Source organism: Echinicola soli, assembly GCF_006575665.1.
Taxonomy (GTDB): domain Bacteria; phylum Bacteroidota; class Bacteroidia; order Cytophagales; family Cyclobacteriaceae; genus Echinicola; species Echinicola soli.
Map to the genome: position 1 here is coordinate 4,777,501 of NZ_CP041253.1, position 23,686 is coordinate 4,801,186.

Below are 23,686 nucleotides of genomic sequence, written 5' to 3' on the forward strand. Positions count from 1 at the left end.
GTATATTTTTCCAAATAAAAACACATCGCCTCATTGAATGGGTTTTCCCTGGTTACCCCCACCTGTACAAACCAAAAAGAGGTGTCCAATTGGCCACCTCTTTTTAAATGCTTTTATCATATATGGTATCCTAAAGTTCTCTGAGTTTTATATTTCTCCAGTAAACTTTAATTCCTCCTCCATCGTGGATTTGAAGACAAATACCTCCTTCGCCTTCACCAATCTTGGCATCTGAAAAATCGACCATCTCAGTTCCGTTTAACCAACTGATGACACGATCACCCTCTACACGAATTTTCATTTTGTTCCACTCACCGAATTTGAGTGCTTCATCCTTTTCTGGTTCTGGCTTTACTAACCAACCTCTTCCGTAAGATTCATAAATACCTCCAGTATCATGCCCGGGGGGTGCTACTTCCACCTGCCATCCTGACACCTTGGTACCGTCCACAGTGGATCGGATAAAAACTCCGCTGTTACCATCCGCACCTTGCTTAAATTCAAGCTCTAGCTCAAAATCCTTGTAATGTTCATTTGTCCCCAAATAACCATAAGTTTCATCAGGGCCACTTTCACAGATCAACAGTCCATCTTCCACATACCACTTCTCTGTCCCATAAACTGTCCATCCACTTAGATCTTTACCATTAAAAAGCTTTATCTTTTTACCCGCCAAACCTCCAGCAGTCAAAACCACTACTATCGGAATGAGCAGTAGAAGCGTTTTTACGTATTTCATAGTTTTCTAATTTTAATATTCTTGTACCAGGTTTTCGCTCCATGATCTTGCAGACCTATAAAGCCGGATTTGGCCACGCCATAGTCCGGATAGTCTTTCCATTTTCCTTCCGCTTTTCTTTTTTCCCAATCTTCTGACCAAGGATCAAATGAAACAGTCGTTTTCCCATTCAGAAAATACTCTGCTTTATCCTCGGTAAAGACAATACGAGTGGTATTCCACTCACCGGCTGGTTTTACGGCACCTTCAAAATCCGGTGTGTACATTCCGTAATCCGCACCGATGGATTGCCACATTTCTAACTTTTGGGGGAAACCTATCTGGTCGATGACCTGGTATTCAGGGGCAGTGTTATAAGCTGCTTCGTGAGTGGCCTCATCCACTATGTGATAGAAAATACCACTATTTCCTCCTTCGGCAATTTTCCAGTCTATCTTCAATTCAAATTCACCATATTCCTCCGTTCCGTACACCACATCTCCTCCGATATCTCCTCCTTTACCAAGTGCTATAAAATTACCATCCTCAATAATCCAGCCTGATGGCAATTCTTCCGCATCATAGCCTCTCCATCCCTCAGCGCTTTCACCATCAAAGAGCAGCTGCCAGCCTTCTGATTTTTCGTCTTGGGTAAGGGTATTATCCTTAACTTCAGCTCCTATATCAGAAGCCTTTACTTCCGATACCTCCGTCTCTACGGCAGTATCCTTTTTACCACTATTACAGGCCGCCATTATGGCCGCTACTGCAATGAAGCTTAGTGTTGTCTTTTTCATTTAAACAGTATTTAATTTTATTGATAGCTATATTTTATTTTCATGTCAAAATATACTCTTATCAGGCACATCCCTTGCCCCTCTCTTAAAAGGATCAATAGCAAACAGAACTTTTGATCCAAACCTTGCTGTAACGCCTATTTTACGAATACTGATCAGCATATTATTCAAAATCTAAGATCATAAATATAATATTTTTATATATATATTTACTCTTTGTTTATTTTTTTTGATAAATAACTTTATGAAAGGAATAGGGTATGAAATAAAAAATGTAACCCTTGGCCGTTTTATGAACAAAAAGCTATAAAAAAGGGATGATATGGAACAGTGCCAGCAATAGAATTATGGAGACACAAGTCCGCAAATTGCCCGAATTCTTTATTCGGTCATTGATCGATATATGGCAATTTGCTGAATATTCTTTAACTGGTAGAAAAGCATGTACATCATCGGGTAAATGCGTCTGGCAAACTTAGCCGGATTTGGTAATACTGTATTTCAATTCTGAAATCATCTCGGCTAAGTCTTCCAAGGTGACTGCCTTGTTATTATCCTTTGGATTGGGAAAGTCTGTACTTATAAACGCTCTGGCCTCCCAAATTTCTTCCACTTCCTCTCCTGGGACTTCATAAGGTTTGTACATTTCATTATCGGATACTAAAAACAACTTCCCGTTTTCATCCAGATAGTTAAAAACCCTTTTATATACTATCCCCTCTGAAGCAGTAACCAAAACATAGGTTTTGCCGCTTTTTATTTCCAATGGCTGTTCCACATATGCACCAATGACAACGGTACCGGGTGGCAATGGTAACATGCTGTCGCCGCTGATCTCAAAGGCACGGTAAGTGGCATTCTTGGAAAGATTGGGTAAATGGAATTGAGGAAGCTGCTGCATGTACTCCGGATCAGCATAACCATTAAGATAACCTGCCGATGCTTTTTGGGGAACCATGGTAATATTTTCATTATCATCTTGATCCAGGGATACGGTCAAGATCTTAACATCACGCTTTTGAATGGCTCTCCTCCCCTTTTCCTCTATGTCATGGAAAAGCAGCTCATCGATGGAAACAGAAAGTATGTCTCCAATCACTTTAAGGGTTGACAATTTAGGCTCCGACCTTCCATCTTCATAAGCGGAAATCATCGTCCGTTTGATCCCCAATTGATCAGATAGATTCTCTTGGGTCATTTGCTTTTGCTTCCTTAAATACCTAAGATTTTTTCCAAGTAGCATGTTGACTGATATTAAGCACTATAAAGGTAAAAATTATGATCGTCTCTCCATTGGCTTTTAAACGAAAATCGATTTAAATCTATATTCGATCGCTCCATTAATTCCATACGCTCGCGGATTTCATCGATCACATCGGAGACTGCACGATCCCCTTGAACCAATAAGTATCCATATCGCGGATGAACCTCATCTTCTACAAAGAACTTTACCTGGTGGTTTCCAGAAGCAAGAAGCTTACTGACGATTCTGATCTTGGGAGACTTTTCCATGTACTTTAGGTATCTATTAATGTTTCTTTTACAACCACTAAGATATAGATGTTTACATAATAAACAAAAATAGGTTTGCTAAATTAACCAAAATGAGACACAAATTGTCACAATAAAAATTCTCATCTCAGATCTAGCCTTAACTTCCACCGTTAATTTCGCCAAAAAGACATTATCCTACTTATACCTGACCGTACAGGTACCGCAAATCAGCTCATTTATCCATTGATCCAAAAGCTCCCTCGATCCTAAACCCTACCGCCCTAATTTTGGTTAGGATTAATACTAACATAACTAACAATGAAACCATTTAGCTACATCATTCCACTATTTTTATGCTTATCACCAATGGCAGTATTCGGCCAGTTATCTGTTACTGGACAAATTGTAGATGGTGAAAACAAGGAGCCGTTGCTTTTTGCCCAAGTGGCACTTTTTGAAGCGGGAGGAGATGAAACCATCACCTACACCCAATCTGACGAAAACGGGAATTTCAATCTGGGAACGGAAAGTGGTACCTATGATGTAAAGGTTTTCTTGATCGGTTATGAAAACAAGAAAATGGAAAACCTGAAAGTCAACCAAGACCGTGACCTGGGGACTATTGAATTAACCTCTGAGGGAAAGCAGCTGGACGAAGTGGTGGTACAATCCAACACCATTCCCATGAGGACCGATGTCGAAGGACTGGTCATCACTCCTGAGCAAAACCTGGCCAATGTCGGGGGCACACTATTGGACATTTTGAGGAACACCCCTTCTATCAGTGTATCCGATGATGGATCCATATCCCTAAGAGGAAGCTCGGGTACCAATATATTGATCAACGGGAGAAATTCCTCGCTCACCCAAAACCTTGACCAAATACCAGCCAGCGCAATTGAGCAAATCAAAGTCGTGAACAACCCGAATGCCCGCTATGATGCAGAAGCCGAGGGCGGTGTCATCAATATCATCCTGAAAAGAGGGGAAGATATGGGAACCCATGGCGGTGCCGAACTCACCTATGGGACACGAAGCCGACTCAATACCGGTGCCAGGTTCAACCACACCACCACCAAGTACAATGTCTATGCGGGCTATAATTACAGGGATTGGAAAGGCGTGAGTCAGCGGTCTACCTTCCGTGAAGTGTATGAGGATAATGAACTCCTCAACCAACAAGGTGAAAACCGCGACAGGCGAAAAAACCATAACCTCAACTATGGCGCTGATTATTACTTTGGTGAAAATATACTAAGCTATCAAGGGGTGTATTTCACGGGCAAGGATTCTGAAAACAATTCGCTGTACTCCAAAATGACCGATAGCGAAACCGATGATCTGCTGCTCCAATATGTAAGGCAAAACAACGAGTCAGAGACAGATGACGGTTATGACAATGCCTTGATCTACGAAAGGACCTTTGATGACAAGAACCGTGAACTTAAAATAAGTGCCAATAATTCCTATCAAAACCAATACAAAACCCAGAACATCAACATTTACCGGAATACCTCAGAAGCAATACCGCAAAACCTTAACGGCCGTGAAAAAGCCCTGACGGATGAAAAAAGGTACACCTCGGTCATACAGGCGGACTATATTCACCCGGTAAATGAAAAAGTAAAACTGGAAATGGGCTTAAAATCCACCTTCAGGAAGTTTGACAACGATTATAAATATTACCAATTCTCTGAAAGTGCCAATGACTTCGCCGAAAACACCGATATCAGCAACCACTTTCTGTACAAGGACCAAATCCACGCGGCCTATTTCATTTATTCCAGATCAGGCGAAAAGTGGGACATTTCCCTTGGCACAAGGGCCGAACAAACCCTTGTGGAAGGCCTTCTCTATAACACCAACGAGCTGAACGAACAGGATTACCTGAACCTCTTCCCCAGTGTCCAGGCGCTGTACAAACTGGATGAGGAAAACAGCCTGAAATTCACTTACAGCAGAAGGATCGACAGACCAACGGCCTGGAGGCTCAATCCTTTTCCAGATATCACCGACTCCCTTAGTGTAAGAAGAGGTAACCCCAACCTCCAGCCTGAAATGATCAACTCGCTGGAAGTGGGCCATATGGTCAATATGGAAAAGGCCAGCCTGACCACCAATTTGTTTTACAGACACGTGGATGGTGTATTGGACTATATCACCTTGGTGGAAGACGGGATTTCCTACCAGCAGCCTGCCAACCTGAACACTGGCCAAGCATATGGCCTGGAGTTTATCGGCATGGCTGACCTGACCGATTGGTGGAACATCAACGGAAGTGTTTCGATGTTCCAAAGTAAAGTGGACGGATCAAATATCGGTGAGGAATTTGTCAGCAAGGGTTTTTCCTGGAACTCCAAAATCACCACGGATTTTAAGCTTCCTTATGCCTTCACTCTGCAACTGGTGGGTGATTATGAATCCCCTGAAGTAGAGGCTCAAGGGCGTGATTTTGCCCGCTATAGTATGGATGCCACTTTGCTGAAAAAGTTGATGGACGACAAACTTAACCTGTCCCTAAGTGTTCGTGACGTCTTCAACACCAGAAACTTTGGCGGCTATAACCAGTCCAATGACTTCTACCAAGAGTTCAGGGCTGAATGGGAAAGCAGGATTGCGCTGTTAAGTGCGCGGTATAATTTTTGACAATTCATGAGCCTTGCTTATCGTATTCGCCCCACATAGGTACAAAGATAACATAGACTATCAGCTGTTCTATATGCCCTACTGTGTCTATGTGGTTTTTAGAGCAAGGTAACTCAACAACGCATAAATACACAGCAAGTAAAAAGCAGCCGGCTGAATTCCATCAACCGGCTGCTTTCTATCCTTGCTTTCCTTTACTTCCCAAATTTCCCTTTCAGCATGGCCAGCTTGGCGGCCATGTCTCCTTCGGGTTCTTTTTCCCGCTCTCTTTTTCTTTCCCGCTTACCTCCACTGGATTTTCCCTTTCCTCTTTCGGCAAAAGGATCTGACTTCATGCTCAGACCGATTCGCTTTCTATGCAAATCAACCTCCATTACGGTCACTTCCACTTTTTGGTTTACCGTTACTACTTCATTGGGATCAGAAACATACCTGTCAGCCAGATGGCTCAGGTGTACCAGGCCATCCTGATGTACCCCCACATCCACAAAAGCCCCAAAGTTGGTGATATTGGTAATGATACCGGGAAGTTTCATGCCCACTTTCAGGTCTTTCATCTCGTTCACTCCTTCCTGGAAGTTGAATACTTCAAAAGTCTCCCGAGGATCCCTGCCGGGCTTGGATAGCTCTTCCATGATATCCTGCAAAGTCGGCAGCCCAACGGTCTCGGTCACATAGTTTTTGAGGATTACTTTAGCACGCAACTCATCGCTTTTCATCAGCTCCGATACACTTGCCCCTATATCAGTGGCCATTTTGTTCACCAGCTCATAACGCTCCGGATGTACCGCACTTCTGTCCAAGGGATTGGGGGCGTTTTGAATACGGAGGAAACCCGCAGCCTGCTCGTATGCCTTATCCCCAAGCCTTGGCACTTTTCGGATATCTTCGCGGCTCTTGAAAGGCCCATTTTCGTTTCTGAAATTCACGATATTTTGTGCCAGAGAAGGCCCCAGCCCAGACACATAGGTCAGCAGCTGCTTGGAAGCGGTATTTACTTCCACGCCTACGCCGTTTACACAGCTCATCACGGTATCATCCAGGGAATTTTTCAGCGCTGATTGATCTACATCATGTTGATATTGGCCCACTCCGATGGATTTTGGATCAATTTTCACCAGTTCTGCCAATGGATCCATCAGCCTCCGGCCAATGGAAACGGCTCCTCTGATCGTCAAGTCCAAATCAGGAAACTCCTCCCTGGCCACATCTGATGCCGAATAAATGGATGCGCCACTTTCATTTACCATGACGATCAACACTTCTTTTGGCAGCCCAATGGACTTGAAGAACTGTTCTGTTTCCCGGCTGGCCGTACCATTTCCGATGGCAATGGCTTCTACCTGGTGTTTCTCCACCAGGTGCTTCACCAAGGCCGCTGATTCGGCTTTTTTACGCTGCGGCTCATTGGGGTAGATCGCATCGTAATGCAACACCTGCCCTTGTGGCCCCAGACAGGCCAATTTACAGCCGGTCCTAAAACCTGGGTCAATGGCCATTACTGATTTTTCGCCCAAAGGAGCTCCGAGGAGCAATTGTCTTAGGTTTTCGGCAAACACTTTAATGGCATCTTCGTCTGCCTTTTTCTTGGTATACAGCCTAACCTCAGTTTCCATGGAAGGCTTCATCAAACGTTTATAGCAGTCTTTTATGGCCAGCTTGATTTGTTCCGAACTGGTATTTTGCGCAGTCACTGTCATTTTCTCCATCAGTGCCAGCGCATCCAGTTCTTCTGGACAGGAATCCAACATCAGGAACAGCTCCTTTTCCCCTCGTCTCATCGCCAATACACGGTGTGATGGGGCGGTCTTGATCGGCTCGGTCCATTCAAAATAGTCTTTATACTTGATTGCCTCTTCTTCCTTGCCAGGGATCACCTTGGAGACAAATTTTCCTTCTTCAATGAAGAGGTTCCGCATTTTCTTTCGCAGTTCAGCGTTTTCATTGATCCATTCGGCGATGATGTCTCTGGCTCCTTGGAGGGCATCCTCTGCGGAGGCCACTTCTTTTTCTTCGTCAATATACGCCTTGGCTTCCTCATCCAAATCGATGGATGTCTGCTCAAAGATCGCTTCAGCAAGTGGTTCCAATCCCTTTTCACGGGCAATGGTCGCCTTGGTCCGCCTTTTGGGCTTGTACGGAAGGTACAGGTCCTCCAAAGCGGCCATGGTCTCCGCCCCGTTGATTTTCTCTTCCAGCTCCGGTGTCAGTTTTTCTTGCTCCTTGATGGATTTTAATATCGCCTCTCTCCTTTTATCCAAATCCCGAAGTTGCTGTACCCTATCCCTGATAGCGGCCACCTGCACTTCATCCAATGATCCGGTCACTTCCTTACGGTACCTCGAAATAAAGGGCACCGTGGCACCTCCGTCCAACAATTCAATGGTATCGGACACTTGTTTCTGTCTGACGTTTAGCTCTTCGGCTATTTTTAGATAATGATTGATATTCATAAATTATTCAACTAATGCTGTACTTTAGGTTTGCAATTTAAAGGTTCTGAAAGAGTTTTCTGAAGGGATTTCATTTTTATTGTGTCCAAATTCATTAAGGGATTGTGGTTCAAGGTCGTTGGAATGCTGAAAGGTTGGAATGTTGAAAAGTTTGGAGGTTATAAGGTTGTACGTTTCGGTCACATTATCGCTAGGGGCTAGTATCTGAGGTCTTGTGTCTGAGAGTCGGGAGGTTTACTATTGAAAGATTGGAAAACTGGAAAATTAAAGGATTGATTATTGGTGAATTGAGCCCCAATGCTTATTGTCCACTTCACATTGCTTATTGAAAATTGGTTACTGATCAATTTCCCCTCGCTTGGACGGGGAAGACACTGATATAGGTCGACAGTTTTTACTCTCTGTTGCGACGAGTGCTGCGCCCCGGCACGACAAAATTTGAGCTTTCAGCTCAAAAGACAGATCGCTTACCTCAGGCAACTGCTTCGTTCATTGTCCCGCAGCTCAGCAGACAGGACACCAGTGAGGATTTAAAACCTTAAACTGTCCTGATCGTAAATTAGATTTGTACAATTGGTGGAGATAAAGTACATTATCGACTATCATCAATTTTCATTGATCTGATCAACACAATAATGAACTGGAAAAAAGAAATAAAAAGTTGGGGTATCATCTTTGGTGTTTTTGCCGTCATTTATTTCATGGGCTGGTATGCGCCTATTGTCGGCAAAATCCAATCCATCATCCTCTCCACTGGACTGATAAAGCCCAACATAGAACAGCAAAACGAGATAGGAAAAGATTTTGACTACAGCGTAAAATTCACCGACCTCAATGGCAATCTTGTGGACATGCAGGATTTTAAAAACAGGACGGTATTTATTAACCTTTGGGCGACCTGGTGTCCTCCATGTAGGGCTGAAATGCCACATATCGCATCGCTTTATGAAAAGCTGAAAGATGAAAAGGACATCGCCTTCCTTATGGTCAGCTTGGACAATGAAGTGGAAAAGCCCCAAAAATACATCAAGGAACAAGGCTTTACTTTTCCTGTTGTCCATGCAAGCTATGGGCTAAATGCCTCGCTAAAACATTCATCTATCCCTACCACCCTGGTCATCGGCCCTGACGGGAAAATCCTTTTTAGGCAAGAAGGAATGAGTAATTTTGATACCAATGAATTTAGGGCGTTTCTTACCGGCCAAAAGCAATAGAATATATACAGTTTTCCATTTAAAAATTCTCCAATTTAGCACAGACAAAACCTACTAAAGGTTATAAATTCCCTAATGAAAAATGTTTTTCGCTTATAAATCGACAATAATCTAATGAACATTTTGATTTTAAGCAATATAAATTAACTTTGGTAACAACATTTTAAAATGCATAAAAATCATTTTACATGATTTAAAACAATCACAAAAGATAAGGGGGGACTAAAGGCTTAATCATCCACTTAACAATTAACTTATCTGCTCTTAGTTATAAATTAAACCTTCTGGACATAAGGTCCAAACAGGATTTCTGTCGGACGTTTAAGCTAAGTCACCCCTCCTTATCCTTCATAAAATCATATAATAGTTTACTTATATCGGACATCGCTTGGATACCTTCTTCAGGGGCTTTCAGGTTTTTAGAAAGCAGCACTAACACGTATCTTTTCCCAGATGCCAATTCTACTATTCCAGAATCGTGCCGAACTCCTGTAATGGAACCAGTTTTATGTGCCACTGTGACATCTTCTGGAAGCTGTCCGGGAATAATCTCATTAAAGTGTTGGGCTTTCAACACCTCGAACATTGCTAAGGAAGCCTCTTTACTCACGGCCTTTCCCTCAGCGATGGCTTCCATGATCAGCATTAGGTCATGTGCCGTCGTGGTATTGCTTAGTCCCTGTTCGTATGCTTTTAAATCTTCCACTCCCCTTAACACATTTATGTCCTTGGCCCCCAGTGACCGCATGGTCTCTGTGACTTTTTTGGCATCCAGCTTATCGATCAGGATATTGGTGGCAAGATTGCTGCTCATCGTAATCATTTCAAAATTGAGCTCGCGATAGGTACTGAATTGTCCTATTTTGCTATAGAGCCCTTCTTGGCTGTCTACAGAAAGATCCATACGGTATGGACTTCCATCCACAATGCTCTTAAATTCATTGACTATTTTCACAGAATCGTCCAACGAGATCGTTCCCAAAGCCACTTGCTTGTAGAGTTCGATCATCACTGGAGTCTTCATCGTACTGGCCGCATGAAACGTCTCCTTTTCGTTGATCAAAAGTGTTACTGGATCAGCTCCCAGCGACCTGAAAGCTACCGCAAAGTCTCCTTCTTCCTTGTTCAGACGTGAGTCAATTGCTTGGTGAAGTTCACTGATGGAATGTTCCTCGGTAGAACGGGAATGGCAAGCCCCCCCTATTAACAGGATCAAGACCCCAATAAAAATATTATTGTGCATGGCTAAATAGGTTAAGCGATAAATAGTAGAACCCTGCCAAGATCAGGATTCCTCCTAACTAATCAAACCCAAAACCACTAAAATAAGACCAAGTGAAACTTCTTGGGTACTTTCCACCTGTTTTCTCAGTGATTTGGTAGCCCTGTAAATTTGGTTTTCGACCGTTCTTACTGAAAGATTGAGTTGGGCAGCTATTTCCTCGGCTGTCATATGATTGACAGTCTTCAGCATAAAAACCTCCCGTTGCTTTACCGGCAAAGTATCGATGGCCTTGGTCGCAAATTCATGTAAGTCCTGATAGATCACCGTATCCTCGGTCACGTTAGAAAAATCTTTGCTCATAGGGATCGCATATTGCTGATAGGCAATAAAACGTGCCTTTTTTTGACATCGCTTGATCACCAGGCTCCGGACAATCGAAAAAATATAGGCGTTGATGGACAGGTCTGATCTTAGATCGTTCCGCTTCTTCCAAAGATACAAAAACACATCTTGGACTACCTCTTCAGCATCATGATGGGATAATTCCATCTTTTTGCTGACGTGATAAATCTTGGAAGCATATCGTTCATAGAGGTGATAATAGGCTATTTCATCACCTTCCTTGATCTTTTCCACTAGGTAAGCGTCTGTAATTTCGAGGGTTATCGGGTCATTCATGGTCATCTCAAAAACTAATAAATAAACTAAATCGGTTTAGCTATTTACTCAATAAAAAAGGCTTTATAGCCTCCTTTATTTAAAAGAACATAAATGCTTTAAGAAAAGCAAGAAAACAGCTTAATAATTACCTCAGAAAAAGTTTTTTCGAAATTTTATATCAACCCGTTTTCAATAAATATGTAATTCATTCTACTCTTCTTGCATCCCCTCCCTTTGTATGGTTACTTGATTTCCCATTTATAAGTCCCGGCCACGATCCGGTAGGCCGTCTTACCAGGGGCCGTTATTTCATGCAATACTTCAGGAATATCCTTTCCGCTAATTTCACATTCTTCCGGCAAAATCAATGTAGCCGTGGAGTTAGCAGGGATTTTCACATGATAATGGACACGCCCGTTTTGTGTCCGCTTCCATGATGAAATGATTTGACCATACGGACTTTTATGGCTTGCCTCAAAATGGTCCAGTCCTTCTACGAAATGAGGTTCCAAGCGTATGTTTTTAAATCCAGGCTGCTCAATATCAGGCTTGATACCGCCCAATGCCTTATAAATCCATGCTCCCACTTCACCAAACATGATGTGGTTCATGGAAATATCGCTTTCTGCATCGATCATCCAATTTTCATACAGGGTCGTGGCACCATTGACAATCCACCATCCCCATGAAGGGTAAGTTTCCTGCGCCGCTACCTTATAAGCGATATCAGGATAGCCATTTTCACTCAGCGCATTGAGGATCGCCTTGGTGCCTAGCAAGCCTACATCCAGGTGAAAGTCGTCTTTTTCTACCCTTTTGGCGAGGTTTTCAGCCACTTTCTCTCTCAGGTCATCTGGTACGATGTCCCATTGCAGTGCGACACTCATTTCTGTCTGAATACCACTTCCGTAAATGCCGGCTTCCCTGTCCAAGTATTTTTCATTGATGGCATGTTGGATCTTTTTGGCGAGTGCATCGTATTTTTCAGCATCTGCTTCATGGCCAAGTAGCTTCCCCGTTTTGGCCAAAATCCTCGCATCGGTCAGGTAATAAGCGGAAGAAGTATATTCCACTGGTGACTTGGACTTTACAGGCACCCAATCCCCCAGTCCCCAAGATGTCAAACCGTTAGGGCTGATCGCTGTGATATGGTCCACATACCGCTTCATGGCATCATAATTTTCCTCTAAAATGCGGGTATCCCCATAAAACAGGTAAACATTCCATGGAATCAAACAAATCGTGCTTGTCCAATCAGGCCCATTTCCCCATTCATACCCCCATCCTGAAGTGGGAATAATGGATGGCAGTACCCCATTTGGCTGCTGCTCATCACGGTGATCATCAAGCCATTTTTCATAAACCTTGATCCCATCAAAGGAGTACAATCCCGTTTCAATGGCAATGTGCGCATCTCCCGTCCAGCCGTTCTTTTCACGCTGTGGACAGTCTGTGGGATAGCCAAAAAGATTGGACAGGTAGGCATTGTTGGTGGCCCACCATATCCCGTCCAATGTTTTATTAGCGGATGCAATTTTCCCTGCTTCAGGCACATCACTGTGCATAAAATAACCTGTCAAGCTCTCCCTGGTAAGGTTGATAGGTCGATCAGCGGTGACTTCCACGTATTGAAAGCCTTTATAATTGAACCGTGCTTTAAATGATTCTTCCCCTGCTCCTTTTAGGATATAAATATCCGTCTGGAAAGGGTCACTGTCATCGGTGGGCCGATAGTGCACATCGATATTGGACATGTCCACTCGGCCATTATCATAAAGCCGTTCACCGTGCTTTAACCTCAATGTAGTCCCCTCCTCTCCTTTTACATTGATCTCACTGACCCCGGCAATGTTTCTACCCAAGTCAAATACATAGGTCGAATCGTTGATTTTTCTCACCGTCTTGGCCGGAATGGTCTCATTGTATCGGATGGGCGGCATGACCTGTGCAGAAATTTCCTTTGCGGGTGCCGAACGATAAATGACTTCTTTCCACTCCTGGTCATCAAAACCCGGCTTATCCCAGCCCGGCTGTTCCATCCGGGCATCATAGTGCTCTGCGGTATAAATGCTATTGAAAACGACAGGGCTATAGGCTGTCTTCCAGCCCTTTTCCGTACGGATGGTTTCTTCCGTTCCATCTTCATAGGTAATCTTCAAGTCCATACAGAAAGTGGGGCGGTCTCTCCATGGCGCATTATGAAAATCCCAAACAGCCATAGACTGGTGGTTGTACCAGCCATTTCCCAGGAGGACTCCAATGGCATTTGCCCCATCTTGGAGTATAGCTGTGAGATCATGGGTCACATACAGCAATCTTCGATCAAATCTCGTATATGCTGGATCCAACTGATGATTCCCTATTCTTTTACCATTAACATGCAATTCAAACAGCCCTCCTACAGCAATGTAGGCCCTGGCTTTCTTAATGGGCTTGGAAGTGACAAATTCCTTCCGAAAGTATGGCGCAGGCTTTACTTCTTGGCCTTGGCCATCACTGATCCAGGCTCCTTGCCAATTGGCATCATCCATCATGCCCATTTCGAAAATGGCCTTGGAGGAAATTCCCCGCGAATTCCCCTCTTTGTCCCATACTTCCACCGTCCAAAAATACATGGTAAATGGCGTCAATTTTTCACCTGCATAAGTCACCAGTTGCGCATCATCCATTATCTTACCGCTATCCCAAACGGTTTCCGATCCATTTCCCAAAACTTGCCTATCCTTCATCACCCGAATGCGGTATGCACTTTGGGCAGCTCCTTGCCTGGCATCATCCATTTGCCAAGTCAATCGCGGATGCGAAGTATCCAATCCAAGCGGATCCACCATGTATTCCGTTTTGAGTGACTTTTGTGAATATGTAAGGCCAAAGGTCAATAGCAACAAAAAAATGGTAAGGGTAGCTTTAGGCAATATCTTCATGGTTTATGGGCTGAAATATTGGAAATTTTTAAAATTGGAAGATTGCAAAATTGGATAATTGGTCTTACGGTATCACCCTAACAGTTGTAACAGTCTCGTCTAAAGAGAAGGAGATTGCTTCACTCCGTTCTGCGATCGCAATAGCCTGCCCCGATACGTTCGGGGACGTTATTCTCGTGTTTCAATACTCGTATCTCACTACTTGATACTAATTATCACCCTTCGTACCAGCAGCTCGCCGCCCCGATCAGGGCAGACTCCTCTCCCAGGATACTTTTTTTAATAGGAACATTTTGTAAGAATTGAGACAATACCTTCTTGGTTTCCGGTAAAAACAATGCTGAGGAGTGTGCTATGCTTCCTCCTAAGACAATGATCTCAGCATTTTCCTCACTTGCAAATTTCGCCAAGAACTTACCTAAGTTATTGCCAAATTCCTTAAAGATCGCCTGCACCCAACTTTTCTCCTTCATCTCTACCAACTCCCTAACCCCACTGAGCTCCCTGCCCGTCATTTCTTGGTACTTTTTGGCAAACCACCTCGTCGAAAAATATTCCTCTGCTATGCTATCGCCAAACTCCTCTCCCCAACGGGCAGCATCATGAGCTTCTGTACCGTGGTAATAAGCCGTACCTGCTCCTGTACCCAGCGTCATTCCAATGGCCCTTTTATATCCTTTTGCGATACCGGCAAAAATCTCTCCTTGCAAAAAACAGGCAGCATCATTCTTAAACCGGACTTGAGAATTGGCTATTCCCAATTTTTTGGCCAGTAGGTCCTTTACATTTTTCCGGTACAGCGACTCATATTTATCCTGGGTACTGTCGATAAAACTAATGCCCGCATCATAGTCAAATGGCCCGGGCATCGCTATGCCAATATGGATATTGGACAAAACCTCCTTTCCACAGAGTGGCTCAATGGCTCCTGCCCAAGCATCCAAAATTTCAGCTGTGCTACCTTTGGAATCTACCGGGTGGCGCTCAAGGCGCTCCTTGTCAATGGTACGGCCCACCAAATCCACCACACCAACGGTAATGTGCGAACCTCCTACGTCCACTCCTAAAACATGTGATGTTTCCTTCTTGCTCATGTCTCTTTATTCAGTGGTCAATATAACCGTTCCACCTTTTTCCAACACATTATGAGGAATAAAATAACCATCTATTTTCTTTCCATCCACTTCAATTCCCTTTAAACTTCTTCCTCCTGAGGGATTGTTGATCACTACAGATTTTCCTGAAGGCATGGTCCACTCCACTTCGTCAAATACCGGAACGGTGACCAAATACTCAGGATCAGCCGGACTGAGCGGATAAAGCCCCATGGCGCTCCAAGTGTACCAAGAGGACATTTCCCCAGCATCATCCATACCGGAAAGTGCCAGTCCATGTTCACCAATACCATAATAATCGGCCAATAACTTATCGATTACCGCTTGGGATTTTTCAGGCTTATTGACAAAATAGTACGAAAATGGCGCTTCATGGTCAGGCTGGTTGCCGTGACAGTATTGTCCCATAAATCCACTGACATTGCGGGCGATGTACTCAGGATTCCAAGGTTTGGTAAACAGGGTATCCAGTTTCTTTTCAAACTGCTCAGCTCCACCGTATAGCTCCACCAGTCCTGGCATGTCATGAGGTACGTAGAAGGACAACTGCCACGCATTGGCTTCACGGTACATGTACTCGTAGTAAGGGTATTCTGGGTTAAATGGGCTGATCCAGTCTCCATTTTCCAGCCTTCCACGCATAAAATTCACCGACCGATCAAATACGTTTCGGTAATTCTGGCCACGTTTGATCAGGTCTTGGTAATGCTCCTCATCTCCCATGATCTTGGCAAACTGCGCAAGAGAATAATCATCGTAGGCAAATTCCAAGGTCTTGGAAACACCTGCTTTAGCGCTGGTTTCTACATGGGGATTTTCCACATCAGGGTCTGAAATATAGCCTTTTTCGATGTATTCTTTGATATGTGGACGGGTTCCCCCCTCTTTATAAGCATTGTTAAGCAGGTATTCATAAGCCTTTTCTACCTCAAAATCCGTAATTCCCCTGCGATAGGCTCCAGTGATGAACGGTGCCGCATGATCACCGTGAAAAAATGTAGGGATAAAACCACTGTGACTACCTTTCTCGACCAGCGACTGGATCACATCTGCAGTCACCTCTGGCTGCATAATGCTCAGCAATACCACTTTGTTTCGGTAAGTGTCCCAGAGGGATGGCAAGGTATAATAGCGAAACTCCTCTGTTCTGGTTTTTCCTCGCTCGTCCACAAACTGGCCATTCACATCGCTTCTAAGTGCTGGCCACTGAAAAGAGCGATAGAGGGAAGTGTAAAACATTGTTTTTTCCTTTTCACTTCCACCTTTTACCTTAATATGACCCAGGAGTTTATCCCAGGTTTTTTCTGCTGCCCGATGAACTTCTTCAAAGGATTTATCGCCCACTTCTTGCTTCAGGTTTTCTTTGGCATTGGCCTCACTGACGTAAGAAAGCCCTATTTTAAGCAATACGGGAGCATCGTTTCCATTGGCCAAGGCTATTTTGGCATAACCATCCTTACTGCCTTCCTGAGTCACCTCCATGGTCTCCACATCTTGGCTCAGTTCTACATAAAAGTGAACCTTGTCACGGCCTACCCGCTGAAATCCCTGCAGGGTGTTTGCAGTAGGATTGGATATTTCCCAATCGGACACACCATTATTGGCCTTTGCCAAATCAAATAGGATTGTACGTTCTTGGTTGTTTTCAAAAGTATATTCGTGCACTCCAGCCCGCAATGTACTGGTCAATCTCACCTGAACCTTGTAATCTTCCAGATAAACTTCATAGTAGCCCGGTGAAGCCGATTCTTTTTCATGGCTAAAAGTGGACTTGAAAGGTGCCCCGGCATCAGGGCTGATGGGCATAATGGGGATGTTGCAGAGGTTCCAGTGTCCCTTGTTGGTGTGGGTAAATCCAATGATCTCGGTATCCTCATATTCATAGCCAGCCCCAGACCCAAATTGTGTGATTGGACTCAGCTGCACCATGGCATTGGGAAGTGATGATCCAGGGTAGGTCAAGCCCGCCCAGACCCTCCATCCTTCAGGGGGTGTGTAGCCAATTTGGGCTGGATCTGTCAAAGGGGCCGTGCCAATAAATGGATTGACATAGCGCGAAAATCCCACTTCCTCTTTCGATACAAAGGCGCAGCCCATCAGCTGAAGGGCCAACATGATCAGCATACTAAAGCTCAAAGAACGGTTCATAGGTCAGGTTATTTCAATAGGTATAATAGGTTCCTAGTAATGAATAGTAAAGTACAAAGACAGCTGGATGAGCTGAACAATCTGGTTCCTCGCAGCGATCCAGAAACTTATTGCCTCCAAGGCACTGCGAGAAACCCTTTTTGCGTTTCATTATGTCAGCAAATGCGGCTTTTCTTTGTACAAGGTATAAATCAGTTCTCCAAATAGCGTGTTTGCCCAAGCAAACCAGCTTCTGGTGAAATTATCTGGATCATCCTTATGAAATCCTTCATGCATAAATCCAGTGCCTGCGTGTGTGGATTTCAACCATTCCAAACATTGCTTGATCTCTGCATCATCGGTAGCGGTCATGGCTTGCAAGGTGATGCTCATATGCCAGATATAGTCCATGCCCACATGAGGACCGCCGATTCCTTTGGCCGCTTTTCCTGAGAAGAAATAGGGATTATCCTCGCTCAGCACGAAATTCCTGGTGTTTTGGTAGATTGGATCGTCAATATCCAAACTCCCCAAATACCCCATGCTCAGCAATGATGGCACATTAGAGTCATCCATGAAAAGCTGGTTACCATAACCGTCCACTTCAAAAGCATAGATTTTCCCATAGTCCAAATGCTCGGCAACCGCATATTTATGGAGTGCTTTCTCCACCTCATTGGCCAGGTCTTCACATTCCTTGGCTGAAATAGCATCATTTTTCACCTCCTTATAAATCGCCGCAAGCTGCCTCAAAGACTGCACGGCAAACAAATTGGAAGGTACCAAGAATGGAAAAATGGTAGCATCGTCCGATGGCCTGAAAGCAGAACAGATCAAACCAACTGGTTTCACAGGATTGCCATATCCATCTCCGGACAGTGTGTCTGTTGCCCTTGGGGTAGTCCTTTGGAAATGGTAGGGGCCTTTATCTTCTTTTCGCTGCTGCTCTTTGAACGTTTTCACGACCAGCTTCATGGCTTTTTCCCAGCGGTCATCAAAGATACCGGCGTCGCCTGTCTCTTTCCAGTAGCCATTGGCCAAGCGGACAGCATAGCACAGGGAATCGATCTCCCACTTCCGTTCGTGAAGCTCGGGCTTCATGTCCGTATGATCACTTTCCCATTCACTTCCCGTAGGGCCATTGTTAAAGGCATTGGCATATGGATCGATGATGATGCTCTCATTATGGCGATTGATTACCCCTTGAATAAGCCTCTTCAGCTTTTTATCCTCGTTCACCAAGGTCACATAGGGCCAAACCTGCGCGGAAGAATCACGCAGCCACATGGCATGGATGTCTCCAGTGATGACAAAGGTATCTGGCTCGCCATTTTCCTCGGAATACTCCACTGTCGTATCCAAGGTATTTGGAAAGCAGTTTTCAAAAAGCCAGGCCAATTCCTTGTCCTTAAGGTTCTTCTTTATTTCATCAATGGTGTTTTCAACTGCCTTACTGGTAAAGTTTCGTTGGGCTCTTGGTGGACGGTTGGTCTCCTTCCAGGCAAGTCCCGCAGCCATGGATGCTCCAGGCCCCATGGCCAATCCAAATGACGCCGCAGCACTGGTTTTGATAAAATCCCTTCTGATCATGTCTTAAATTATATTTTGCGATCCAATACAACCGGGAGGATCACTTTTTATGAGGTTATTAATTGAATTTTCACGTAAATTAATCGATTTAGCGTTACCAAACAAAGAATTTTATGTGAAGACCAATGAGAATAGTAAGTTTGGCATTTCTTGATCATTTTTTCTGATTGTGTACTGCCCGATTAAAGTTGACCGGATTAATTATTAGATTTCATTGTCAAACATTATAATAACCGGTTCTTTCCCTGGTTAAAAGTTTGGGCCAATTCCTCTCAAACCTTCCCAAGCTTTTGCCCATTATTGGTTATGACGGGGGCTGTGCCCAGACAGGGGGACTCAATATTTCTTAGTACCGGGGCAGAGAACCGGCACAACAGCGCCTTAGCGTTGTCCCGCGTCAGAGACGGCGGGACAACGCTAAGACTGAGTCTCCCGCGACTCAACCTTATATTTTTGCTATCTGCACTTTTACTTTTGTCTTCTCCCTTTTCTCCAATCTACCCACCTAACCTCCCTCCCCTGCAAGGGAAAGGACAATTGTCTTGAGTCTCAAATCTCACTACTCAGGTCTCAATACTCATTACTTGATACTTCATACCTCGTCCACCCCTATTCCAACACCCCTTCTTCTTGCAGCAAGGCCGCAGCTTCCATCAGCATCATACCTGACAATTGGGTGGAAAGGTCGACTTGATCACCGGGCAATTCACGCCAATTGGGACCACAAAGCATGTCTGGCCGGCGAAGGCCACTGGCATAGAACGTTTCGGCATTGAATTTTAAGAAGCTTATCAGGTCTCCACGATCACCGTCGGACACCGCAGGCTCTTGGATCAGCTCTGTGAAATAACGGACAAAGACACCCTTAAACAGTCCACCGTCACCCTGTCCTTCATTTTTCAGAATACCTTCTGTGGACAATTCAGACCTATTCATGGCAGATTCGGCGGTCTGAAGTGCATCCATTAAGTAGCCCGTTTCACCCGTAATTTGGTACATGCGCAGGCCAGAACCTATCCATGTCCCAGCATTATAGGTAAATATCCAGTCCTTTTTGACCGTAGGGGTGCCTTCGATCAATTCGATATGATCCCACACCAATCCGGTCTGCGGATCCACCAAATTGGCCTTTTGCCATTCGTAAAGGTCTTTGGCCCAGGTGAGGTATTTTTCCTCTTGGGTAACATTGTACAGTCTGGTGGCCAAAACAATAGTTGGTCCATTGGACACGGCATTTTTGAGATTGGGGGTGTCCTTTTTCCAGGTAATGCCCCCACCAAATACCTCACTATGGCTCTCCAAAATATCCTCCCAAAGGAATTCGGCTACTTCCAGGTATTCGGCATCATCTGTTTCATTATAAGCGCGGACACAGGCATTGCCCAGCCACAGCATATCATCATTGAAGACATTCGAAAAGGTTCCTCCATTTCTGTCCCTTATCCCATGGAGCAATTTCTTCATTTTGTCCAGATAGGCGCCATCACCTGTCCGGGAATAGGCATCCACGTACACATGGAGCGCATGGGCATTTGGCCAATACTGGCCGTAGTTCCCCCCTGGGTTATAATTAAAGGTACCATCCTCGGCAATATAGAGGGAATAAAGGCTGTTTTGCATCGAATCGGCCGTGGCGGCATAATCATACTGCTTCTCCTCCACTTGGTCAAAGTCCTTGCGTAACGGGCCCAGATCACTTTCTATGCAAGCCGAAAATGTCCCGCTTATCGCTAGTATTGACAAGGCTATTTTATATGTTTTCATCGTTTTGCTTTTTCATTTTTGGTCAATCTCTTTTTATACTCCCTGTTTATTCAGTGGCTATAAACCGTCATTGCAAAAGCAGCGTGAAGCGATCCCATATCAAAAAAAGAAATCTTTTTTTCCACTTTCTGGCAATGACGGTTTGCTGGTCACATCCCACTCTTTATTCCACAGTCACGGAATGCGTATAATTCGAAACTTCTGCATTGAAAATTATCTGGATGTCGGCAGCGGCATTGTCCACCTCTGTGGCAAATTTAAAGCAGTTGTTCCAGCGGTCATTGGTCACGGGCACCATGTACCAATAAGCCGGGCCAGTCGATTCATTTGGCCGTTGGTTATCTCCATTGGTACTTCCATACCATTCTTCTGTGGTGTTGCCCTCAGCATCAGTGACCATAAAACGGAACTTGTACCGCTCATCTCTGCCCCAACTTTCCTGTCTAAACTCGATGGGATAATCTGCTACCATCCAGGTTCCATTGGACGAATAAGGCAGTGTGGTGAAGAATTCACCATTTGGTGCAAACCACAACTCTACATCTCCGATCTCATGGATTTCGGTGGTACCATTGGAGAAATCCACTCGGATACGATACACTTTTTGGTCACCCGTATATTCTGTTTCTCCGTCTGCCCGCAGCTTTTCACCATCGATGTAGTAGGTATCCGGTTCACCGGAATTTCTTTCGGCAAAGGAATAGGATCCCGCTTTCAAGGAAGTATAAGCTTCAAAGGTATTGGCACTGGTTTTCTTCATCAATATGGCGTCGCCAAGGTCCTCTCCTGCTTCTGTGGCAGAGCCTGTCAGGTACAATTCATCAGGGGCAGGAAAACCGGCCGGTCTTTCCACTTCGATCGTTCTGATATCCATGATTTCCTGGACATTGATTCCCTTGGAGGACTGTACCGACCATTGTAGTTTTCCTACCGCCTCAGGTTGGATACCTGCCCTTTCGGCAATGCTGTTCAGCTCTGAAAATGGCAGGGTGAGTCTTCGCTGCATCCCTCTTCCATCTGATGGAATGATAAACAATGGATCGGAGAAATCCCCACCTTCTTCATCAAATACCACATCATAGAGCACCACACCATTGTCTGCTGCTTTGGCCGCTTCCCACTCAAATATGGCCGAACTCTGTGCGCCAAGGTTCATGTAAGCATTGTTTTCTGGTGAATATAAGGACTGCACAGGTGTCACTTCAGTATGCATCTCGGCATCTTCCTGACAGCCCCAAAAGGCAGCCAGCACCATCAGAAAGGAAAGGAGTTTATAGCTTGTATTTTTCATTGTTCGTATTGTTTTCAGGTTATTGTTCAGGTTTATTCCCAGCCGGGATTTTGGGTCAAATTAGGATTCAGGTTGCGTTCATCACGTGGGATGGGCCACAGGTAATGCTTGGAAGGATCAAAGGACCTCAGGTTTACCCGTAAGTAACCATTGTCTTCGGAAGGTGGGCCAAATTGGGCACCGTGAGCCCATCCATTCAGCACATCTTCTGCTATGCGCCACCTACGGATATCAAATACCCGCAGACCTTCCATAGCCAATTCTACCCGCCGTTCGTTTCTGATGGCTTCTCTCCAGCCTTCCTGGCCAAGATCGGCATCAAAATCCAGTGCTGCCGGTGCTTCAAATCCTGCCCTTTCGCGGAGTGCTCTGACAGTCTCGTCCCAGGTCGTCTGGTCCATTTGATTAAGCTCATTCTTGGCCTCTGCGTACATCAGCAGCACATCGGCATATCGAAAAAGCATCAGGTTTAGCCCTGAGGCAAAATCCGTATTACGTGAGGGATCAAAATACTTCCTGGTATAATAACCCGTCGTCGTGGAAGACGAACCCGGCACATACTCATCTGCTGCTGATTCATCCGGGTCTGTTCCCGGCTCAATATAAATGGTATGGGTTTCGCCATTGTCTTCCCATTCATAGAGGTGGTAAACGATGGTCGCAGTCAACCTTGGATCCCTGTTATCATATGGGTCACTCTCATCGTAACCTGAACTGGGATCTGTGATGGTCAGTCCATTTTCCATCAGATAGCTGTCCACCAATTCCTGCGTGGGTGCCAGGGCATTGAGTCGGGCCCCTGCCGATAGTGGCGCCATGTCAAAAAACTCACCCCATGTGCGTAACTGCGGCACATACTGCAGGCTGAGGATATCTTCTTGGCTGTACTGGTTTTCAGGCATAAACAAGCCCTCATAAGAAGGGAAAAGTGCATAACTGCCATATTCATCTCCCATGATCAATGGCTCGGTAGTCTCCACCACTTCTTGCCACTGGCCTTCATATAGGTGAACCCGTGCTTTGAGGGCCATGGCTGCACCACTGGTGATGCGACCTCGTTCCGCTTCGGGAAGTTCCTGTTGGGTGGGCAGCACCTGGCTGGCGGCCTCCAATTCACTCAGGATAAACTCCCGCACCTGGTTTTTTGGTGTTCGTGAAATGGTCTGGGCATCCTCGATGGTGATGTCCTGGTCCAATAGAGGAACATCTCCAAACCAGGTCATCAACTGAAAATGCTGATAAGCCCTGATAAAGCGTGCTTCTGCTTTGATGCGCTCGCGTTCTGCCTCGTCCATATCCTCCACACGATCGATATTTTCCAATATGATATTACAGGTTTTGATGGCACTGTAATTATCGTCCCACTGCGACTGAAGGCGGCCAAGGGAAGGGTCGTATGTGCCTGCGGCCAGGGAAGCCGCACCGGCATTGTCACCGCGGCCATTGAAGGCATTGTCGGAGGCTCCTTCATTATAAAAGAAGCGATTACTGGTAAACATCTGCGAATATGCCGTATTCAGCATGCTTTCGGCTTTGGCCGCAGAGGTCCAATAAGTCAAGTCCGTAAAGGTATTTTCCGGCGCCAAATCCAAGTCCTTGCACCCTGTCCAAAGCAGCGTGCAGCACGCCGATAACATGATTGTATAGTTATTGAGTTTTTTCATTGCG

At 44.9% G+C, this 23,686-nt stretch carries 16 protein-coding genes; 2 read left to right on the top strand and 14 right to left on the bottom strand.

Annotated elements, in window-relative coordinates; translation table 11 throughout:
* Window positions 1-130 precede the first annotated feature (130 nt).
* From FKX85_RS18630 to FKX85_RS18645, 4 genes are all read right to left on the bottom strand, one after another.
* Window positions 131-739, bottom strand: coding sequence for a 3-keto-disaccharide hydrolase (locus tag FKX85_RS18630; RefSeq protein ID WP_141616165.1), 609 nt, complete (start codon window positions 737-739; stop codon window positions 131-133).
* Window positions 736-1,515 carry a DUF1080 domain-containing protein gene (locus tag FKX85_RS18635; RefSeq protein ID WP_141616166.1) on the bottom strand — a complete coding sequence of 260 codons (780 nt, stop codon included), beginning with the start codon at window positions 1,513-1,515 and terminating at the stop codon, window positions 736-738. The genes FKX85_RS18630 and FKX85_RS18635 overlap by 4 nt, the downstream gene beginning before the upstream one ends.
* Before the next feature lie 475 nt (window positions 1,516-1,990).
* Complete coding sequence (locus FKX85_RS18640) at window positions 1,991-2,758, bottom strand: XRE family transcriptional regulator (RefSeq protein ID WP_141616167.1); 768 nt, start codon at window positions 2,756-2,758, stop codon at window positions 1,991-1,993.
* 11 nt (window positions 2,759-2,769) lie between these two features.
* A complete protein-coding gene (locus FKX85_RS18645) occupies window positions 2,770-3,027 on the bottom strand; it encodes a hypothetical protein (RefSeq protein WP_141616168.1) in 258 nt (85 codons plus the stop codon).
* Window positions 3,028-3,327: 300 nt separating this feature from the next.
* On the opposite strand from FKX85_RS18645, the gene FKX85_RS18650 reads away from it, so the two are divergent.
* Entirely contained in the window at window positions 3,328-5,655 is a 2,328-nt protein-coding gene (locus FKX85_RS18650; RefSeq protein ID WP_141616169.1) for a TonB-dependent receptor family protein, read from the top strand.
* Window positions 5,656-5,849: 194 nt separating this feature from the next.
* On the opposite strand, the gene FKX85_RS18655 is transcribed toward FKX85_RS18650, so the two are convergent.
* Window positions 5,850-8,108 carry a Tex family protein gene (locus FKX85_RS18655; protein WP_141616170.1) on the bottom strand — a complete coding sequence of 753 codons (2,259 nt, stop codon included), beginning with the start codon at window positions 8,106-8,108 and terminating at the stop codon, window positions 5,850-5,852.
* A gap of 635 nt (window positions 8,109-8,743) precedes the next feature.
* Here FKX85_RS18655 and FKX85_RS18660 point away from each other — a divergent pair.
* On the top strand, window positions 8,744-9,322 hold the full coding sequence (locus tag FKX85_RS18660; protein WP_141616171.1) for a TlpA family protein disulfide reductase: 579 nt from the start codon (window positions 8,744-8,746) through the stop codon (window positions 9,320-9,322).
* A 331-nt stretch (window positions 9,323-9,653) separates the two neighbouring features.
* On the opposite strand, the gene FKX85_RS18665 is transcribed toward FKX85_RS18660, so the two are convergent.
* The 9 genes from FKX85_RS18665 to FKX85_RS18705 form a co-directional block, all read right to left on the bottom strand.
* On the bottom strand, window positions 9,654-10,565 hold the full coding sequence (locus FKX85_RS18665) for a serine hydrolase (RefSeq protein ID WP_141616172.1): 912 nt from the start codon (window positions 10,563-10,565) through the stop codon (window positions 9,654-9,656).
* A gap of 54 nt (window positions 10,566-10,619) precedes the next feature.
* Window positions 10,620-11,225 (bottom strand): RNA polymerase sigma factor, encoded by a 606-nt coding sequence (locus FKX85_RS18670; RefSeq protein WP_168196289.1) that lies wholly within the window; start codon window positions 11,223-11,225, stop codon window positions 10,620-10,622.
* Between the two features lie 224 nt (window positions 11,226-11,449).
* Entirely contained in the window at window positions 11,450-14,131 is a 2,682-nt protein-coding gene (locus FKX85_RS18675; RefSeq protein WP_141616174.1) for an alpha-L-rhamnosidase, read from the bottom strand.
* A 215-nt stretch (window positions 14,132-14,346) separates the two neighbouring features.
* The gene (locus FKX85_RS18680; protein ID WP_141616175.1) at window positions 14,347-15,225 is read right to left on the bottom strand and encodes an ROK family protein; all 879 of its coding nucleotides are present in this window, start codon (window positions 15,223-15,225) and stop codon (window positions 14,347-14,349) included.
* A gap of 6 nt (window positions 15,226-15,231) precedes the next feature.
* Entirely contained in the window at window positions 15,232-17,394 is a 2,163-nt protein-coding gene (locus FKX85_RS18685; protein WP_141616176.1) for a GH92 family glycosyl hydrolase, read from the bottom strand.
* Window positions 17,395-17,544: 150 nt separating this feature from the next.
* Window positions 17,545-18,963 (bottom strand): glycoside hydrolase family 125 protein, encoded by a 1,419-nt coding sequence (locus FKX85_RS18690; RefSeq protein WP_141616177.1) that lies wholly within the window; start codon window positions 18,961-18,963, stop codon window positions 17,545-17,547.
* 609 nt (window positions 18,964-19,572) lie between these two features.
* On the bottom strand, window positions 19,573-20,727 hold the full coding sequence (locus FKX85_RS18695; RefSeq protein ID WP_141616178.1) for a glycoside hydrolase family 76 protein: 1,155 nt from the start codon (window positions 20,725-20,727) through the stop codon (window positions 19,573-19,575).
* A 163-nt stretch (window positions 20,728-20,890) separates the two neighbouring features.
* Window positions 20,891-22,018 carry a SusE domain-containing protein gene (locus FKX85_RS18700; protein ID WP_141616179.1) on the bottom strand — a complete coding sequence of 376 codons (1,128 nt, stop codon included), beginning with the start codon at window positions 22,016-22,018 and terminating at the stop codon, window positions 20,891-20,893.
* 32 nt (window positions 22,019-22,050) lie between these two features.
* Entirely contained in the window at window positions 22,051-23,682 is a 1,632-nt protein-coding gene (locus tag FKX85_RS18705) for a RagB/SusD family nutrient uptake outer membrane protein (protein WP_141616180.1), read from the bottom strand.
* Window positions 23,683-23,686: the final 4 nt, after the last annotated feature.

Bases quoted from the DNA above. Each gene is read 5' to 3' on its own strand.
- FKX85_RS18630 (WP_141616165.1), bottom strand. From the start codon at position 739: ATGAAATACGTAAAAACGCTTCTACTGCTCATTCCGATAGTAGTGGTT.
- FKX85_RS18635 (WP_141616166.1), bottom strand. From the start codon at position 1,515: ATGAAAAAGACAACACTAAGCTTCATTGCAGTAGCGGCCATAATGGCG.
- FKX85_RS18640 (WP_141616167.1), bottom strand. From the start codon at position 2,758: ATGCTACTTGGAAAAAATCTTAGGTATTTAAGGAAGCAAAAGCAAATG.
- FKX85_RS18645 (WP_141616168.1), bottom strand. From the start codon at position 3,027: ATGGAAAAGTCTCCCAAGATCAGAATCGTCAGTAAGCTTCTTGCTTCT.
- FKX85_RS18650 (WP_141616169.1), top strand. From the start codon at position 3,328: ATGAAACCATTTAGCTACATCATTCCACTATTTTTATGCTTATCACCA.
- FKX85_RS18655 (WP_141616170.1), bottom strand. From the start codon at position 8,108: ATGAATATCAATCATTATCTAAAAATAGCCGAAGAGCTAAACGTCAGA.
- FKX85_RS18660 (WP_141616171.1), top strand. From the start codon at position 8,744: ATGAACTGGAAAAAAGAAATAAAAAGTTGGGGTATCATCTTTGGTGTT.
- FKX85_RS18665 (WP_141616172.1), bottom strand. From the start codon at position 10,565: ATGCACAATAATATTTTTATTGGGGTCTTGATCCTGTTAATAGGGGGG.
- FKX85_RS18670 (WP_168196289.1), bottom strand. From the start codon at position 11,225: ATGAATGACCCGATAACCCTCGAAATTACAGACGCTTACCTAGTGGAA.
- FKX85_RS18675 (WP_141616174.1), bottom strand. From the start codon at position 14,131: ATGAAGATATTGCCTAAAGCTACCCTTACCATTTTTTTGTTGCTATTG.
- FKX85_RS18680 (WP_141616175.1), bottom strand. From the start codon at position 15,225: ATGAGCAAGAAGGAAACATCACATGTTTTAGGAGTGGACGTAGGAGGT.
- FKX85_RS18685 (WP_141616176.1), bottom strand. From the start codon at position 17,394: ATGAACCGTTCTTTGAGCTTTAGTATGCTGATCATGTTGGCCCTTCAG.
- FKX85_RS18690 (WP_141616177.1), bottom strand. From the start codon at position 18,963: ATGATCAGAAGGGATTTTATCAAAACCAGTGCTGCGGCGTCATTTGGA.
- FKX85_RS18695 (WP_141616178.1), bottom strand. From the start codon at position 20,727: ATGAAAACATATAAAATAGCCTTGTCAATACTAGCGATAAGCGGGACA.
- FKX85_RS18700 (WP_141616179.1), bottom strand. From the start codon at position 22,018: ATGAAAAATACAAGCTATAAACTCCTTTCCTTTCTGATGGTGCTGGCT.
- FKX85_RS18705 (WP_141616180.1), bottom strand. From the start codon at position 23,682: ATGAAAAAACTCAATAACTATACAATCATGTTATCGGCGTGCTGCACG.